This window comes from Paraconexibacter sp. AEG42_29, from assembly GCF_040581415.1.
GTDB lineage: Bacteria > Actinomycetota > Thermoleophilia > Solirubrobacterales > Solirubrobacteraceae > Paraconexibacter.
Window position 1 is genome coordinate 897771 of the sequence record NZ_CP114014.1, and the last position, 16403, is coordinate 914173.

14 protein-coding genes are annotated in these 16403 nt (G+C 72.6%); 8 read left to right on the top strand and 6 right to left on the bottom strand.

Annotated features, from left to right (window positions below):
- Positions 1-75: 75 nt before the first annotated feature.
- Complete coding sequence (locus DSM112329_RS04305; protein ID WP_354700579.1) at positions 76-1125, bottom strand: acyl-CoA dehydrogenase; 1050 nt, start codon at positions 1123-1125, stop codon at positions 76-78.
- 70 nt (positions 1126-1195) lie between these two features.
- Between DSM112329_RS04305 and DSM112329_RS04310 the strand changes: the two genes are divergently transcribed.
- Together DSM112329_RS04310 and DSM112329_RS04315 are read left to right on the top strand one after the other, a co-directional pair.
- Positions 1196-1957, top strand: coding sequence for an SDR family oxidoreductase (locus tag DSM112329_RS04310; protein WP_354700580.1), 762 nt, complete (start codon positions 1196-1198; stop codon positions 1955-1957).
- 12 nt (positions 1958-1969) lie between these two features.
- The gene (locus DSM112329_RS04315) at positions 1970-2773 is read left to right on the top strand and encodes an enoyl-CoA hydratase-related protein (protein WP_354700581.1); all 804 of its coding nucleotides are present in this window, start codon (positions 1970-1972) and stop codon (positions 2771-2773) included.
- A 111-nt stretch (positions 2774-2884) separates the two neighbouring features.
- Here the strand turns inward: DSM112329_RS04315 and DSM112329_RS04320 are convergent, their stop codons facing one another.
- From DSM112329_RS04320 to DSM112329_RS04330, 3 genes are all read right to left on the bottom strand, one after another.
- Entirely contained in the window at positions 2885-4690 is a 1806-nt protein-coding gene (locus DSM112329_RS04320; protein ID WP_354700582.1) for a cytochrome c biogenesis protein DipZ, read from the bottom strand.
- A 185-nt stretch (positions 4691-4875) separates the two neighbouring features.
- The gene (locus tag DSM112329_RS04325) at positions 4876-5853 is read right to left on the bottom strand and encodes a zinc-binding dehydrogenase (protein ID WP_354700583.1); all 978 of its coding nucleotides are present in this window, start codon (positions 5851-5853) and stop codon (positions 4876-4878) included.
- 93 nt (positions 5854-5946) lie between these two features.
- Positions 5947-7104 (bottom strand): acyl-CoA dehydrogenase family protein, encoded by a 1158-nt coding sequence (locus tag DSM112329_RS04330; RefSeq protein ID WP_354700584.1) that lies wholly within the window; start codon positions 7102-7104, stop codon positions 5947-5949.
- A 117-nt stretch (positions 7105-7221) separates the two neighbouring features.
- Between DSM112329_RS04330 and DSM112329_RS04335 the strand changes: the two genes are divergently transcribed.
- The 6 genes from DSM112329_RS04335 to DSM112329_RS04360 all read left to right on the top strand — a co-directional run bounded on the left by DSM112329_RS04335 (position 7222) and on the right by DSM112329_RS04360 (position 14082).
- Positions 7222-8394 (top strand): acyl-CoA dehydrogenase family protein, encoded by a 1173-nt coding sequence (locus DSM112329_RS04335; protein WP_354700585.1) that lies wholly within the window; start codon positions 7222-7224, stop codon positions 8392-8394.
- A gap of 4 nt (positions 8395-8398) precedes the next feature.
- Positions 8399-9136 carry an SDR family oxidoreductase gene (locus DSM112329_RS04340; protein WP_354700586.1) on the top strand — a complete coding sequence of 246 codons (738 nt, stop codon included), beginning with the start codon at positions 8399-8401 and terminating at the stop codon, positions 9134-9136.
- Positions 9137-9139: 3 nt separating this feature from the next.
- Positions 9140-10336, top strand: coding sequence for a thiolase family protein (locus DSM112329_RS04345; protein WP_354700587.1), 1197 nt, complete (start codon positions 9140-9142; stop codon positions 10334-10336).
- A gap of 9 nt (positions 10337-10345) precedes the next feature.
- The gene (locus DSM112329_RS04350; RefSeq protein WP_354700588.1) at positions 10346-11554 is read left to right on the top strand and encodes an acetyl-CoA hydrolase/transferase C-terminal domain-containing protein; all 1209 of its coding nucleotides are present in this window, start codon (positions 10346-10348) and stop codon (positions 11552-11554) included.
- 111 nt (positions 11555-11665) lie between these two features.
- Positions 11666-13171 carry an AMP-binding protein gene (locus DSM112329_RS04355; RefSeq protein ID WP_354700589.1) on the top strand — a complete coding sequence of 502 codons (1506 nt, stop codon included), beginning with the start codon at positions 11666-11668 and terminating at the stop codon, positions 13169-13171.
- Positions 13159-14082 carry an LLM class flavin-dependent oxidoreductase gene (locus DSM112329_RS04360; protein WP_354700590.1) on the top strand — a complete coding sequence of 308 codons (924 nt, stop codon included), beginning with the start codon at positions 13159-13161 and terminating at the stop codon, positions 14080-14082. The genes DSM112329_RS04355 and DSM112329_RS04360 overlap by 13 nt, the downstream gene beginning before the upstream one ends.
- Here the strand turns inward: DSM112329_RS04360 and DSM112329_RS04365 are convergent.
- Together DSM112329_RS04365 and DSM112329_RS04370 are read right to left on the bottom strand one after the other, a co-directional pair.
- The gene (locus tag DSM112329_RS04365; RefSeq protein ID WP_354700591.1) at positions 14079-15236 is read right to left on the bottom strand and encodes a LuxR C-terminal-related transcriptional regulator; all 1158 of its coding nucleotides are present in this window, start codon (positions 15234-15236) and stop codon (positions 14079-14081) included. The genes DSM112329_RS04360 and DSM112329_RS04365 overlap by 4 nt on opposite strands.
- Positions 15233-16321, bottom strand: a complete 1089-nt coding sequence (locus DSM112329_RS04370; protein WP_354700592.1) for a LuxR C-terminal-related transcriptional regulator — start codon at positions 16319-16321, stop codon at positions 15233-15235. Before DSM112329_RS04370 ends, DSM112329_RS04365 begins: the two co-directional genes overlap by 4 nt.
- Positions 16322-16403 lie beyond the last annotated feature (82 nt).

The window sequence follows — 16403 nt, forward strand, 5'->3', positions numbered from 1 at the left end:
CTCCCGACCACTAGGCCCCAGCGTCGACGCAACCCACAACCACAACAGTTCGTGCAGCGCAGAGGGCCGGCGCGCTCAGACCAGCTGCAGCGCGTCCGCGATCCGGTCCTCGTAGACGCCGGCGCCGCCCAGCAGCACGGCGTCGGACTTCGCCCGCTTGAACAGCAGCTGCATGTCGTGCTCCCACGTGTAGCCCACGGCCCCGTGGAGGAACAGCGCCTTGTCCGCGACCAGGTTCGCCGCGCGCGCCGCCCGCGACTTGGCGACCCAGGCGTCCGTGTGGGCGCCCTCGACGTTCTCCCCGACGGCCCACGCGGCGTACTGCACGGCTGCGCGGGTGCCCTCGATCGCCACCAGCATCTCGGAGGCGGCGTGCTTCACCGCCTGGAACGAGCCGACCGCGACGCCGAACTGCACGCGCTGGCCGACGTACTCCACCGTCAGGTCCAATAGGCGCTGCGACGCACCCAGCGCGTCGGCCGCCAGCACGACGGCGCCCCAGGCCGCCAGGTCGCTGAGCGCCGCGCCGCCTATGCCCGCGAACGTCGTGCCGCCCGAGTCCGGCACTGTCACGTCGCCCAGGCAGCGGGTGCGGTCGACCATCAGACGGGGGACGACCTCTGCGGCCGCCGCGTCGTAGCTGACGACGCTGTCGTCCGTCGGCAGCAGCAGCTGCTGCGCCAGCGGGGCGCCGAAGACCAGGGAGTGCGGCCCCGTGCCGGTCGCGCCCGCGTCCAGCGGTGCGTCGCCGGGGACGACGATGGCCAGGGTCGTCTCACCTTCGGCGGCCGCCCCCACCAGCGCCGCAGCGTCGTCGCTCGTCGAGGAGCCGAGCAGCACCGCGCCCAGCAGCGTGGCGTACAGCGGATCGGCGGGGACCCCGGCACGGCCGAGCTCCTCGGCCAGGACGGTCAGCTCGAGCAGCCCGCCGCCCTGTCCGCCGCGCTCCTCGTCGATGCCGATGCCGGTCCAGCCGGAGCGCACCGCCAGCTCCTGCGCGGGCGCGAGGTCCACGTCGCCCTCGAGCACCCACTCGCGGACCATGGCCAGCGACGCCTCGCGGTCCAGCGTGCCCCGGACGGCCTCGCGGAGGAACTGCTGCTCGTCGGTGTAGGACAGATCCATGCCCGCAACCATAACGATCGTTCCACGCTGGGGGGTAACGATCGTTCCGAACCTGGTAGCGTCGCGTGTCATGAGCACGAATCCCCAGCCCCGCGTCGCCCTCGTCACCGGCGGCGCGAGCGGCATCGGCCTGGCCATCGCACAGCGCCTCGCGGCGGACGGCAACGAGGTCGCGATCGCCGACCTCTCGATCGACGCCGCCGAGCAGGCCGCGAGCGACATCGGTGGCAGCACGATCGCAGTGGATATGAACGTCGCCGACAGCGACGCGGTCACCGCCGGCCTGGCCCAGGTCGTCGGCCAGCTCGGCCAGATCGAGATCCTCGTCAACTGCGCCGGCTGGGACGACCTGATGCCGTTCGTCAAGAGCGACGAGGCCCTGTGGGACAAGGTCATCGAGATCAACTACAAGGGCGTGCTCCGCACGACGCACGGCGTCCTGCCGAACATGATCCAGAACGGCTACGGCCGGATCGTGAACATCGGCTCCGATGCCGGCCGCGTCGGCTCCTCGATGGAGGCCGTGTACGCCGGCGCCAAGGCCGGGGTCATCGCGTTCACCAAGACCATCGCCCGCGAGGCGGCCCGCAAGGGCGTCACCGCGAACGTCGTCTGCCCCGGCCCGACCGACACCCCGATGCTGCAGGGCGTCGTCGCCGCCGCGCCGGATGCCGACAAGGTCATCGCCGCGATGACCTCGGGCGTCGCGATGAAGCGCCTCGGCAAGCCCGACGAGGTCGCGGCCGCCGTCGCCTTCTTCGCCCGCGAGGAAGCGGGCTTCATCACCGGCCAGACGCTCTCGGTGAGCGGCGGCCTGACCATGGCTGGATAAGGGAGAGACCTCATGAGCATCCTCGACAACCTGACCGACATCGCCTACGAGATCGACAACGGCCTCGCGACCATCACCATCAACCGCCCGGAGCGCTTCAACTCGTTCCGGGCGCGGACGGTCGACGAGCTGATTGCGGCGTTCAAGAACGCCTGGGCCAGCGGCGAGGTCGGCGTCGTGTGCCTCACGGGTGCCGGCGACCGCGCCTTCTCGACCGGCGGCGACCAGAAGCAGCGCGCCGAGACCGGCGACTACGGGCCGTCCGAGACCGGCCTCTTCGAGATCGACTCGCTGCATCGCGTCATCCGGGACTGCCCGAAGCCGACGATCGCCGCGGTGAACGGCTTCGCCATCGGCGGCGGCCACGTCCTGCACGTCCTGTGCGACCTGACGATCGCAGCCGACACCGCGAAGTTCGGTCAGGTCGGCCCGAAGGTCGGCTCGTTCGACGCCGGCTTCGGCACCGGCTACCTCGCCCGCGTGGTCGGCGAGAAGAAGGCCCGCGAGATCTGGCTGATGCTGCGCCAGTACACCGCGGAGGAGGCGGCCGACATGGGGCTCGTCAACAAGGTCGTCCCCCAGGCGGAGCTCATGACCGAGGTCCGCGCCTGGGCCGACCAGATGCTGAACCACTCGCCGACGGCCATGAAGGTCCTCAAGCAGTCGATGAACATGGACACCGAGCACTTCGCCGGCACCGGGCAGCTCGCGTTCTCGCACCTGGAGCTGTTCACGCAGACGCCGGAGGCGAAGGAGGGCGTCACCGCGTTCAACGAGAAGCGCGCGCCCGACTTCTCGCCGTTCCGCGGCGCCTGAGCGCGTCTCCCTGCAGCACTCGATGTGCCACCACGTGCGCCGGTGGCGTGTGGTGGCACATCGAGACCCCGCCTGGCCAGCGCCGTCAGCGCCTGACCGGCGGCGGAACCGTCAGCCGAACGTGAACGCGAAGGCCCGGACGCCCGGCGCCAGGCGCAGCTCGAGGTCGTGCTCGCTGACCGAGCCGACGTCGACCAGGCGGTAGAGCCGCTGCCCCGTCACCGTGGCCGCGCCGCCCTTGACGTCCTCGCCCGCGAGCGACGCGGCGATCGGCTCGCCGTCGAGCAGCACCTGGACCTTGCGCGGGGCGTCGCCCTTGGACGCGAGGACGAGGTAGACCTTGCGCGCGTTGAACCGCGTCTTGACCACGGCGTCGCGCAGCGCGAGCGCCGACTCCGGCCCGGCCTTCCAGCGGCCGCCGAGCGCGAAGCCGTCCGTCGGGACCGTCGCGGGCGCCGTGTAATCGTGCTCACCGTCGACGGGCTCCTCGGCGAAGCCGCGCGCCCGCTCGGTCCCGAGGTAGGTCTCTTCGGTGCTGACGCCCTCGGCGATCGTCTCCACCTGCGCCGGGGCGGGCGCGCGACCGTCGACCCCGCTGGCGCCGGCCTCCTTCAGGAGGGACCGCACCGCCGCTTCGGTCTTGGCGTCGTCGCCCTCGCCGAGGTGCGTGTAGCGCACCTTGCCCTCGGCGTCGATGAGGTACTTCCCGGGCCACGCGTTGTTGCCGAACGCGTCCCAGGTGCCGTACTCGTTGTCCTGGACGACCGGGTAGCGCAGCTTGTTCTGCTTGATGGCGTCGGCGACGTTGCCGGCGTCCTTCTCGAACCCGAACTCCGGCGTGTGGACCCCGACGATGGTCAGGCCCTTGTCGCGGTAGCGCTCGTCGAGTGTCCGCAGGGCAGGGAACGTACGGATGCAGTTGATGCAGCTGTAGGTCCAGAAGTCGATCAGGACGACCCGGCCGCGCAGGCGCTTCAGGGTCGTCGGCTGCCCGTTGAACCACTGGCCGGTCTCCTTGAGCTCCGGTGCGGTGCCGAGGACGGGAAGCTTGGCCGGGACGGCGGCCGCCTGCTCGTCGCTGAGGTTCGCCGGCCGCCCGCCGCCCGCCGCCTCACCGGTGCCCGGCGAGGTGCCGCTCCCCGTGACGCCGGCTTGCGCCTCCTCCTGTCGCGCCTCGAACTTCGCCTTGCCGCGGACCTTCTCCAGCCCGGCCTGGACGGAGTCCGAGTTCTCGATGCCCTTCGTCGGGTTCGACAGGAAGGACGGGAAGTCGTTCGCGAGCGCGGTCTGGAAGCGCGTGTCGAGGTCGGCCGCCATCAGGACGGCCGTGGCCAGCAGGATGGCGCCGCTCGCGCGCTGCAGCTCCGCCGCGCGGCCGGCCAGGAGCTTCCGGCCGCCCTTCGCGACGGCGAACAGCGCCGCGGCGGAGCCGATCGAGTAGGCCGCCGCCACCGCGATCGTCCGGCCCGTGGCGCCCTGGGTCGCGCTGACCGAGATCACGGCCGCCAGGATCGGGCCCGCGCACGGCGCGTAGACGAAGCCCAGCGCGCCGCCGACCAGGAGCCCGGACCCGAAGCCGTCGCCGGCGTTCCGCGGACCGAGCCGGGTCAGTGGCGCCAGTCGTGCCTCGATCCAGTGCATCGCCGGGGGCCACAGCAGGGAGAGGCCGACGCCGGCCAGAACGAGGATCGCCAGCGTCCTGGTCGCGCCGTCGGCCAGGCCGACGCCCTCGACCACCGTGGCCAGCGCGACGATCGTCAGGAAGTGCGTCGTCACGAGGCCGATCACGACCCCGGTCGGCCGCCGCCGTCCGCCGGTGCCGGACGCCGACAGCAAACCCGGCAGCACGGGCAGGACACACGGCGTGACCGCGGTCAGCGCGCCGGCGATCGCGGCGAAGAACAGCAACGTCAGCATCGGGACTCTCCTCGTTCGGCATCCCGCCGGGTCGGCGACGACGCCTGCATCTGTCTACGAGCTTTCCCCAGCGCCGGTCTATCTCGTACCGGGCGTCCGGGGGAGACCACACCCCCGTTGGGGGGAGGCGCGCGCGGGCCCTGGCGCGTCGCCGTCCGGATGGCGCGCCGCCGCTCCGCCGCCCGTCAAAGGTGCAGGACGATCTTGCCGCTGTGGCGCCGCTCCTCCATGACGCGGTGGGCCTCGGCCGCTGCGTCCAGCGGCAGGATGCGGTCGACGAGCGGCCGCCAGCCGGGCATGCGGCCGACGAGCTCGAGCAGGGCGGCGAAGTCCCGCGGGCTGCCCATGGTCGTGCCGAGGATCGATTGCTGGGCGAAGTACAGCCGCCGCACGTCGACCTCGGTCGCAGCGGCCTGCGTCGCGCCGAAGGTCACCAGGCGGCCGCCCGCCGCCGTCGCGGTCAGCGGGTCGTGCCAGCTGCCCACGGAGTCGAACGTGAGGTCGGCGCCGCGCCCGCCGGTCAGCTCGCGGATGGCGTCCGGCCAGCCGGCATCGCCGTAGAACGCGCCACCGTCCGCGCCGAGTGCGCAGGCGAGCTCGAGCTTCTCCTCGCTCGACGTCGTCACGAGGACGCGCGCCCCGGCGGCATGGGCCAGGCTGATCGCCACCGACGCCACGCCGCCGCCGGCGCCCAGGATCAGCACGGTCTCGCCGGACTGCAGGCCGCCGCGGGCGAACAGCGCCCGGTGGGCGGTGAGGCCGGCCAGGGGCAGCGCAGCGGCGTCGGTGAACGACCAGCCCGCGGGCGCGGGGAACACGCAGTCGACCGGGACAGCGACACGCTCGGCGTAGGTGCCGGGCGTGACGTCGCCCAGGATCTCCCAGCCGGGTCCCGGCGCGCGCTCGTCGTCCCCCCACCCGAGGGACGGCAGGATCACGACGGCCTCCCCAGTGTCGCTGCGCGTGCCCGCTCCGTCGGAGCCGATCACGTGCGGGAAGGACACCCCGGGGTACTGCCCGCGGCGGACCAGGCAGTCGTGCCAGTTCAGCGCGCACGCCTTCAGGTCGACCACGACCCAGCCGTCGCGAGGCTCCGGGTCGGGATGCTCGCGGCAGGCCAGGACCTCGGGTCCGCCGAACTGCTCCAGGACGACGGCTCGCATCGCAGCGACGATACCCGCGTGGCGCCCACGCTCGGAGGATCCGGCGGGACGGACCCCCGCGATCCGCCGCGGAGGCGGACGCCGACCGCGCCGCTACTTGCGCGGGAGCTTGAGGACCCGCTCGGCTACGATGTTGCGCTGGATGAACGTCGTCCCGCCGGCGATCGACGTGCCCCGTGCCTGGTAGGCCAGCCGGAGCCAGCGCGCGGCCGGACTGTCGTCGTCGTCCGGCTCGAGCTGGCCCGCCAGGCCGTGCTGCGCGACCGCGAAGTCGGCCATGTCCTCCAGCAGCGGTGCCGACATCAGCTTGCCGAGCGACGACGCCGGCCCGGGTGTCCCGGCCATCATCCCGTCCAGCGCGCGCAGCCCGTTGAGGCGGTAGATGCTCGTCCGCGCGTGCAGGTCGGCGATCGTCCGCCGCACGGCGGGGTCCGCGCCGGTGCCCGCGGCACGGACCTCGTCGATGAGGTCGCTGAGGAGGCGCTGCATGTTGACGCGGCCGGTCGCCAGGACCACGCGCTCGTAGCCCAGCGTCGCCATCGCGATCTTCCAGCCGCCGTCGACCTCACCGACCACGAGCTCGTCGGGGATGAAGACGTCGTCGAGGAAGACCTCGTTGAACTCCGCCTCCCCGAGCATGTGCTTCAGCGGGACGATGTTCACGCCCTCGGAGTCCATCGGCAGCAGGAAGTACGTGATGCCACCGTGACGCGGGGCACCGCCGGTCCGCGCGAGCATGATGCCCCACGACGAGACCTGGGCCCGGCTGGTCCAGACCTTCTGCCCGGTGACCCGCCAACCGCCGCCGGCCTCGTCGCGCACGGCGCGCGCCTCGAGCGCCGCGAGGTCCGATCCGGCCGCCGGCTCGGAGAACAGCTGGCACCAGACCTCGTCGCCGCGCAGGATCGCCGGCAGGAAGCGCTCCTTCTGCTGCTCGGTGCCGAAGTCGATGATCGTCGGCCCGGCCAGGCCTTCACCGAGGACGTTGAGCCGGTCGGGCGCGCCGGCCCGGTCGTACTCCTGGGCGAAGATCGCCTGCTGGACGAGCGTCGCCTCGCCGCCCCCGTAGGCCTTCGGCCACGAGAGCCCGGCGTAGCCGGCGTCGTTCAGCTTCCGCTGCCACGGCTGCCAGAAGGGCAGCCGCTCGGCGATCGTCGCCGGCTCGGGTCCGAGCTCGGCGACGGCCGCCTCGAGCCACGCCCGCAGCTCGCTGCGGTACTGCGCGTCTTCTTCGCTGTCGCGGAAATCCATGACCCGTCCTCCCGGTCGCACGACGTGGCGTGCGGTGGTGTATAACGATCGTTACCCTAGCGGATGCCGGGCAGGGTGTCGCCCCGGTAACGATCGTTCCATCAGGAGGAGCAAGCCGTGGATTTCACCTTGACCGAAGACCAGCAGTCGATCCGCGAGGCCGTCGCCGCGCTGGCGGCGCAGTTCGACGACGAGTACTGGCTGCACAAGGACACGAACCACGAGTTCCCGCGGGAGTTCTACGACGCGTTCGCCCGTGACGGCTGGCTCGGGATCTGCGTCCCGGAGGAGCACGGCGGCACCGGCCTGGGCATCACCGAGGCGTCGATCATGCTCGAGGAGATCAGCGCGTCGGGCGGCGGGATGAACGCGGCGAGCAGCCTGCACGGGATGATCTTCGGGATGCATCCGGTGATCAAGCACGGGTCGCCGGAGATGAAGGCGCGCCTGCTGCCGCAGATCGTCTCGGGTGAGATGCACGTGTGCTTCGGGATCACCGAGCCGGACGCGGGCCTGGACACGACCGCGACGAAGACGTTCGCGAAGCTGAACGAGGCCGGGGACGAGTACACGGTCAACGGCCGCAAGGTGTGGATCTCCAAGGCGCTCAACAGCGACAAGGTCCTGTTGCTGACGCGGACGACGAAGGTCGAGGACTGCCAGAAGAAGACGGACGGCATGACGCTGTTCCTGACCGACGTGAAGTCGCCGAACATCGAGATCCGGCCGATCCCGAAGATGGGCCGTGAGGCGGTCGACTCCAACGAGCTGTACATCGACGACCTGAAGATCCCCGTGGAGGACCGGGTGGGTGACGAGGGCCAGGGGTTCAAGTACCTGCTGGACGGCCTGAACCCGGAGCGGATCCTGATCGCCGCCGAAGCGCTGGGCCTGGGACGCGTCGCGCTGAAGAAGGCCGTCGCCTACGCGAACGAGCGCGTGGTGTTCGGCCGGCCGATCGGCAAGAACCAGGGCATCGCGTTCCCGCTGGCCGACTCCCGGATGCGGTTGGACGCGGCGGAGCTGATCCTCAGGAAGGCGTCGTGGAAGTACGACCAGGGGATCAACGCGGGCCAGGAGGCGAACGCCGCGAAGTTCCTGTGCAGCGAGGCCGCGACGGAGGCGTGCGACCGGGCGATCCAGACGCACGGCGGCTTCGGCTACGCACGGGAGTACCACGTGGAGCGGTACTACAAGGAGGCGCGTCTGCTGAAGCTGGCGCCGCTGCCGCAGGAGATGGTCCTGAACTACATGGCCGAGCACGTGCTCGGCCTTCCGAGGAGCTACTGAAGCCATGCGTGGACTTGACGGGCGGATCGCGCTGGTGACCGGCGCCGGCGCCGGCGTGGGGGAGGCCGTCGCGCGCCGCCTCGCCGAGGAGGGCGTGCGCGTGGTGCTCGCCGACCGCGACGGCGATGCCGCGCAGGCGGTCGCGGCGACGCTGCCGCACGACGCCGTCGGGGTCGCCTGCGACGTCGCGTCCCCGGACGACGTCACGGCCGCTGTCGAAGCCGCGGCCGCGCTGACCGGCACGATCAACATCGTCGTCTGCATCGCGGGCAACTCGCGCCCGGCGATGCTGAAGAACCTGGATGAGGAGACGTTCGCCTCGGTCGTCGACGTCCACCTCGGCGGCACCTATCGCACCGTGCGCACCGCGCTGCAGTACCTGCCGGACGACGGCACGGGCCGCATCATCACCACGACGAGCGCGGCCGGGCAGTCCGGCACGATCGGCCAGGCCAACTACGCGGCGGCGAAGGCGGGCATCATCGGCTTCACGAAGTCCTGCGCGAAGGAGCTGGCGCGCAAGAGCATCACGGCGAACGCGGTGGCGCCCCTGGCGGCGACCGCGATGACCGAGAAGGTCCGCACGGACGAGAAGCTCGCCAAGCTCACGCTCGCCCGGATCCCGCTCGGCCGCTTTGCCGAGCCCGCGGAGGTCGCCGGGACGTTCGCGTTCCTGGCCTCCGACGACGCGGCGTACATGACCGGTCAGGTCCTGGCCGTCGACGGCGGGACGGTGATCTGAGTCATGTCCCGCGAGATCCACTCACCCCTGCTGGACGCCTCCCGCGAGGTCGTCATCGTCGACGCGGTCCGCACCGCCATCGGCCGCTCGCACCCCGAGAAGGGCGCGTTCCGCGACACCCACGCCGCCGACCTGCTGGAGACCTGCCTGGTCGGGCTGATCGACCGCAGCTCGCTGGACCCCGCTGAGGTCGACGACGTCATCGCCGGCTGCACCGCCCCGTTCGGCGAGCAGTCGCGCAACATCGCGCGCAACGCCTGGCTGCAGGCGGGCTACCCGCCGTCCGTCCCCGGCATCCAGATCGACCGCCGCTGCGGCTCGGCCCAGTCCGCCGTCGCCTACGGCACCGCGATGATCGCGTCCGGCACCCACGAGCTCGTGATCGCCAGTGGCGTCGAGCACATGCAGCACGTCCCGATGCCGTCGGTCGTCGAGACCGAGAAGCTCTACGGCCCCGCGTGGACGTCCAAGCTCACCGACCTCTACGACGTCAAGGGCCAGGGCTGGAGCGCGGAGGAGATCGCGCTGAAGTGGGACATCTCCCGCACGGAGATGGACCAGCTCGCGGTGACCTCGCACGAGCGCGCCATCCGCGCCACGGAGGAAGGCCGCTTCAAGGACGAGATCGTCCCGCTGACTACGCCGCACGGCGTCGTCGACACCGACCAGGGCATGCGCCCCGGGACGTCGCTCGAGACGCTCGCCGGCCTGAAGACGCCGTTCCGGCCCGAGGGCGGGCGCGTCACCGCCGGGACGTCGTCCCAGATCTCCGACGGCGCGGCCGCGGTGCTGCTCGCGTCGCGGGCCACCGCCGAGCGGCTCGGCCTGCGGATCCGGGCGCGGGTCATCGACCACGTCACGGTCGGCGTCGACCCGGTGCTGATGCTCACCGGCCCGATCCCGGCGACGCAGAAGCTCCTGGCTCGCACCGGGCTGCAGATCGGCGACATCGACCTGTTCGAGTGCAACGAGGCGTTCGCGTCCGTCGTGCTCGCGTGGGCGAAGGAGCTCGGGCCGGACATGGACCGCGTGAACGTCAACGGCGGTGCGATGGCGATCGGCCATCCGGTCGGCGTCACGGGCGCGCGGATGTTCGCGACGATCCTGAACGAGCTCGAGCGGACCGGCGGGGAGCTCGGCCTGACGACCATGTGCTGCGGCGGCGGCCAGGGCGTCGGCACGATCATCCAGCGGGTCTGAGCCGGCCGCATGCCCGCCATCCTGGACCCGGACGCACCCGACCTCTCCGAGTGGGTCAGCGCCGGGGACGGGGTGGTCGCGGCGCAGTGCTGCGCGGAGCCGACGGCGCTCATCGCGGCGCTCGCCGCGATCCCCGGGGTCGGGGACGGCGGGCTCAGCGTGTTCGCGGGGATGAGCTACACCGACGTCTTCGCGCGGGTTGCGGAAGCAGGTGTGCGCGTCGTGTCCTACGGCGGCCTCGGGCGCACCGGCAAGGTGCCGGGCCTGGAGGTCGTCCCGTGCAACTACTCCGCGCTGCCGGCGCTGTTCGCCGCGGGCCGGCTTCCCGGCGATGTCGTCCTGCTCCAGGTCTCGCCGCCCGACTCAGGCGGCCGCTGCAGCTTCGGCCCGGCGGCCGAGTACCTGGTCGACGCGCTGCCGCACGCCCGGGCGGTGATCGCGGAGGTGAACGAACGCTGTCCGCGGACCGCGGGCGCGTCGATCGCGTACGCGGACCTCGACGCCGTCGTCCACACGCGGCGTGAGCTGGCGACCGGGCGGGCGGGGGAGCCGGGCGAGGTCGAGGCGGCGATCGCGCAGCACGTGGCAGCGCTCGTGCGCGACGGCGACACCCTCCAGCTCGGCGTCGGCACGCTCCCCGAGGCGATCCTGCGCGCGCTCGGCGGTCACCGGGACCTCGGCCTGCACGGCGGGATGATCACCGACGGCGTCCTGGCGCTGATCGGGGCGGGCGTCATCACGAACGCGCGCAAGCCGCGGCCCGACCGCGGCCTCACCGTCACCGGCGCAGCGCTCGGGACGACGGCCCTGCTGGACGCGCTCGACGGCCGCACGGACATCGTCTTCCGCGCGACCAGCGAGACCCACGCACCGGCACGGATCGCTGCGGCGGGCCGCCTGGCGACGATCAACTCGGCGCTGCAGCTCGACCGCGACGGCAACGCGGGGAACGAATCGGCCGGCGGACGCCAGATCGGCGCCATCGGCGGACAGGGCGACTTCCTGCGCGCAGCCGCTGCCGCGGGCGGGTCCGCCGTGGTGACGCTGCCGGCGGCGCGCATCGTCGCGCGGCTCGACGGCCCGGTCAGCGTCCTGCGCGCCGACATCGACTGGGTCGTCACCGAGCACGGGGCCCGTTCCCTGGCCGGCCTGACGCCGAGCGCGCGCCGTGCCGCCCTGACCGAGCTGGCCGGCCGCGACCTGGACGCCGACGCATGACGACCGTCCGCCGCAACCCGTGCCCCCAGCCCGGCACCGGAGGGGCCCAACATCCATCGTGCCGTCTCCAGGGGGGCAGGACCGATGTTCGGCCCTGGAGGCGGTAGGGCCGTGAGTGCGACGGAGCTCACGCGGCACGCCCGCGAGCGACCCGGCCACCCCGCGTTCGTCGTGGCCGGGGGCGACGGCGGGACGCGCACCTACGCCGAGCTCGAGGACCGCTCGTCCCGCCTCGCATCTGTCCTGCTCGGCGCCGGCCTGCAGCCGGACGACGTCGTCGCGGTCGTGATGGACAACCGGGTCGAGTTCGCCGAGGCGATGTGGGCCCCGCTGCGCTCGGGCCTGCGGGTCGCCGCGCTGAACACGCACCTGCACCCAGCCGAGCTCCAGGCGCTGCTGCGCGCTGCGGCGCCGCGGGCGATCATCACCGACCGCCCGCCGACCGGGGCCGAACATCCGTCGTGCCCGCCCCACGCGGGCAGGATGGACGTTCGGCCCTCCCGGCCGCTGCTCCGCATCAGCGTGGGGTCGCAGCTGGAATCGCTGCTCGCCGCCGCTGCCCGGCTCGACCCGGCGCACGAGCGCGCCGGCGCGCGCATCGCCTACAGCTCCGGGACGACGGGCCTGCCGAAGGCGATCGCCGAGCCGCTCCCCGACCGGGCCGGCGATGGCGACGCGCTCCCGCCCCCGCGCCTGGCGCCGCTCATGGAGCTCCTCGGGATCGGCGCGGACTCCGTCGTCCTCTCACCCGGCCCGTGCTACCACAGCGCGCCGTTCGGCTTCACGTCCACCACGCAGCGACTCGGCGGGACGGCGGTCACGTCCGCCGACCGGTTCGACCCGCAGGCCTGCCTCGACGCGGTCCGGGAGCACGGCGTCACCCACCTGCATCTCGTCCCGACGATGCTCGTCCGCCTCCTGCGCCTGCCCCAGGACGCTCGCGCCGCCTTCGCCGCCGCGAGCCCGCTGCAGGCCGTCGTCCTGGGCGGCGGCGCCTGCGCCCCGCAGGTCAAGGCCGACGCGCTCGAGTGGCTCGGCCCGATCGTGCACGAGTACTACGGCGCCAGCGAGGGCTACGGCCAGACGTACGCCTCGCCGCTGGACGCCGTGGCCCACCCCGGGACGATCGGCCGGCCGGTCAGCGGGACGATCGCCGTCACCGACCCCGCCGACGGCAGCGACGCCCCGGTCGGGGTCACGGGCCGGATCACCTTCGGCCGCGGGGGCTTCGGCGACCTCGGCCACCTCGACGAGGACGGCTTCCTGTACCTCGACGGCCGCGAGAGCCAGGTCGTCATCAGCGGCGGGGTCAACGTCCACCCGCAGGAGGTCGAGGACCGGCTGCTCGCGCACGCCGCCGTCCTCGACGCGGCCGTCTTCGGCGTGCCCGACGACGAATACGGCGAGCGGCTCGTGGCCCTCGTCCACCTGGTGGCGGATACCGACGCCCACGATCTCCCCGCCGAGCTCGCGGCCCACTGCCGCGAGCAGCTCGCGGGCTTCAAGTGCCCGCGCACCATCCTTCTCACCGACTCGATCCCGCGGTCCGCCGCGGGCAAGCTGCGCGTCAGCGACGCGCGCATCCACTACCAGGAGGTCCTCGCATGTCATCGGTAAACGCCCCGTGGTCCGGGATCGGAGCCGCGCTTCCGTGCGTCGACGCCTACGGCACGGGAACCCCCGTGCTGCCGGTGGCCAGGGCGGCCGAGGCGGCCGGGCTGGACCACGTCTGGGTCCCGGACCACCTGATCTTCCACCGCCCGATCCTCGAGTCGGTGACGACGCTCGCGGCGGTCGCGGGCGCCACCGAGCGGGTCGGCCTCGGCTTCGCGATCCTGAACCCCGTCCTGCGCAACGTCACGCAGCTGGCCAAGCAGCTCTCGAGCCTCGCCGTCCTGGCCCCGGACCGGCTGCTCCTGGGCGTCGGCCTCGGCGGTGAGATCGAGGCCGAGTTCGTCGCTGCCGGCGTCGACAAGACCACCCGCGGAAAGCGCCTGGACGAGGTCCTCGAGCTGCTGCCGCGGCTGCTCGCGGGGGAGCAGGTCAGCTTCGACGGCCACAACGTCGTCGAGTGCGCCGGCCTCGCGCCGATCCCGGACGCGATGCCTCCCGTCATCGTCGGTGGCCGCTCGCCGGCCGCGCTGGCCCGCGCCGCCCGCGTCGGCGACGCCTGGATGCCGATGTGGATGGACCCGTCGACCGTCGCCGACTACAAGGCGCAGCTGGCCGTGCAGGCGGCCGCGGTCGGCCGTCCCGCCCCCGGCGTCGCGCTCGTCGGCTTCGTCAACATCGGCGACGACGTGGAGAAGTGCCACGAGCAGGCCGGCGAGCTCGTCAAGCGGCAGTACGCGATGCCCTACGAGAAGGTCCGCAAGTGGACGCTGGTAGGGGACGTGGAGGAGGTCGCGCGGCGCATCGCCGAATACCGCGCCGCCGGGGTGGACGGGTTCAGCCTCGCGTTCGCCCACCCCGATCCCCTGTCCCAGGTGGACCCGCTGGCGGCGGTCCGGGAGCTCGCCCTGGCCTAGTGGCGGACGGCGCCTGCGTAACGGCTGATCGCCTCGGTGCGGTTCGCTGCACCGACCTTCCGCAGGATGTGCTTCACGTGGGACTTCACCGTCCCCTCCTTGATCACCAGCCGCTCGGCGATGACCTGGTTCGTGTAGCCGTGGAGCATCATCGCCATGACCTCGCGCTCGCGTTCGGTGAGCAGCTGGTCGATGGCCGTCGCCGCCTCGGTCGGGCTCGGCTCCGGGTCGCCCTGGGTGCCGGGGTCGTCGTGCCGGACGAGCTCGATGTCGCTCGTCGCCACCGTGCTCATGAAGCTCTCGACGACGTCGAACGTCTCGCGGACGTGCGCGCGCTGGCGGGCCATGCGCTCGAGCAGGACCGCGCGCTCGTAGATCCGCCCGAAGGCCTCGGCGAACATCCACAGGATGTCGCGGTCCTCGTCGTCGACGGGCGCCCCCGCCGCGCCGTGGTCAGCGTGCATGAAGCCGACGACCCGCCCGGCGGGCGTGAGCGGGACGACGACGTAGCTGGTGCTGCCGGTCAGCGCGGCGAGCGGCAGCGCGGAGCCCTCGGAGTCGTCCACGGTCAGCGGGTGGCGGCTGTCGAGGACTGCCTGCTCCTGGGGCAGGAGCGCCAGGGCGACGCCGTCCGCCGACGCCCGCAGCAGCTCGTCGGAGTGCTCCTTGTCGTCGGTGAACCAGGCCATCCAGGGATACCAGGCGTCGCCCACGATCCGGCTGAGCAGGACGCGCTCCAGGCCGCAAGCGCTCGACGCCTCGCGGCAGGCAGCGTCCACCAGCTCCGCCGACGTCTGGAACCGCCGCAGCCGGCTCAGCGACTCGTCGACGGCGACCGACAGCGCGCGCCGGCGGGCGTCGTTCGTGCGCCGGACGATGTCGTCGACCTCGAGGGCGTCGGCTGCGAGCGTCGCGAGGTCGCGCAGCAGCGCGGGCGTCGGCGGCGCTGCCTGCGCGTCGGCGTCGTCGAGGTGGGTCAGCACCGCGTCGAGCACCAGCCGGGCGACCGTCGAGCCCGGCGGGGTCACCGCGATCACCTTGGCCTCCCAGCCACTGCCGAGCAGCGCGTCGGCGCGCAGCGGGAGCGCCGCCAGGCGCTGGGCGGTGGTCTCCCGGCGGGGCCGGTCGGTGCGGACGCGGGGCCGGAGGCTCAACGCTCGTCCTGCTCGAGCCGCAGCAGCTGCAGGTAGCGCGCGACCGCCTCGGCGCGGTTGGCCACGTGGAGCTTGCGCAGGATGCGCTTGACGTGCGACTTGACGGTGCCCTGCGAGATGACCAGCTGCTCGGCGACGGCGGTGTTCGTCGCGCCGGACGCGACGAGCTCGAGCACCTCGCGTTCGCGGGCGGACAGCAGCGAGGACAGGGCGGACGGGCGCCCGCCGTGCCCGCCACCGACCCAGCCCGCTCCGCGCGGGACGACCAGGTGCTCGTTGCGCGCGAGCGCAAGCTCCTCGTCGCACAGCTCGTTGATGACCTCGGCCGCGTCCATGAGCGTCGTGTGGATCTCGGCCCGCTGACGCTCCAGGCGCTCGACGAGGATCGCGCGCTCGAACAGCAGGCCGAAGTGCTCGGCGAACGCCCACAGGTTGTCGCGGTCGGTGGCGTCGACCGGGCGGTCGTGGCCGTTGCGGTCGACGTGGAAGAAGCCGATGACGCGCCGCGTCGGCATGATCGGCGCGGCGGCGTACGACGTGACCTCCGCGATGGAGATCAGCTCGCTGAAGGTTCGGTTGTCGTTCGGCGCGTCGGCCACCAGGACAGGGACCCGGCGGCGGACCAGATCGGTCTCCAGGAGCAGGTGCTCGAGGGGGATCTCGACCTCGTCGACGTAGGCGGCGAAGCTGTCGATCTGCGGCGCCTCGGGCGATGCGTAGAGGACCTCGGGGACCCACATGGACCCGCGGACGCGGGAGATCATCGCCCGGCTGAAGCCGCAGGATCGACACAGCTCCTCGGGGGCGGCCTCGATGAGCTCGGCGATCGTGCCCAGACCCTGCAGCCGGCCGATGGCCTCGTTGATCGCCACCAGCGTCCGCATCCGTCGCTGCGCGTCGGGAGTGCCGTCGCCGCCACGCAGGCGGTGCATCGCGCTGTCCAGGCCGCGGATGCTCGCCGCGAGCGCCGGCGCCGACGCGGGAGTGTCGGACCTCAGACCGCCCGCAAGCTGATCGCGCTCGAGGACGAACGACGGGACGTCGCCTGCGCGATCGTCGACGAGTGGCGGCGTGGTGGCTGTCATGAACCGGATCCCTCCCTCAAGGGCATCGCCCGTCCGATGCTACAGACGCCGGGTCGTTGGTTCGCCATCGGCAATCGGGTAT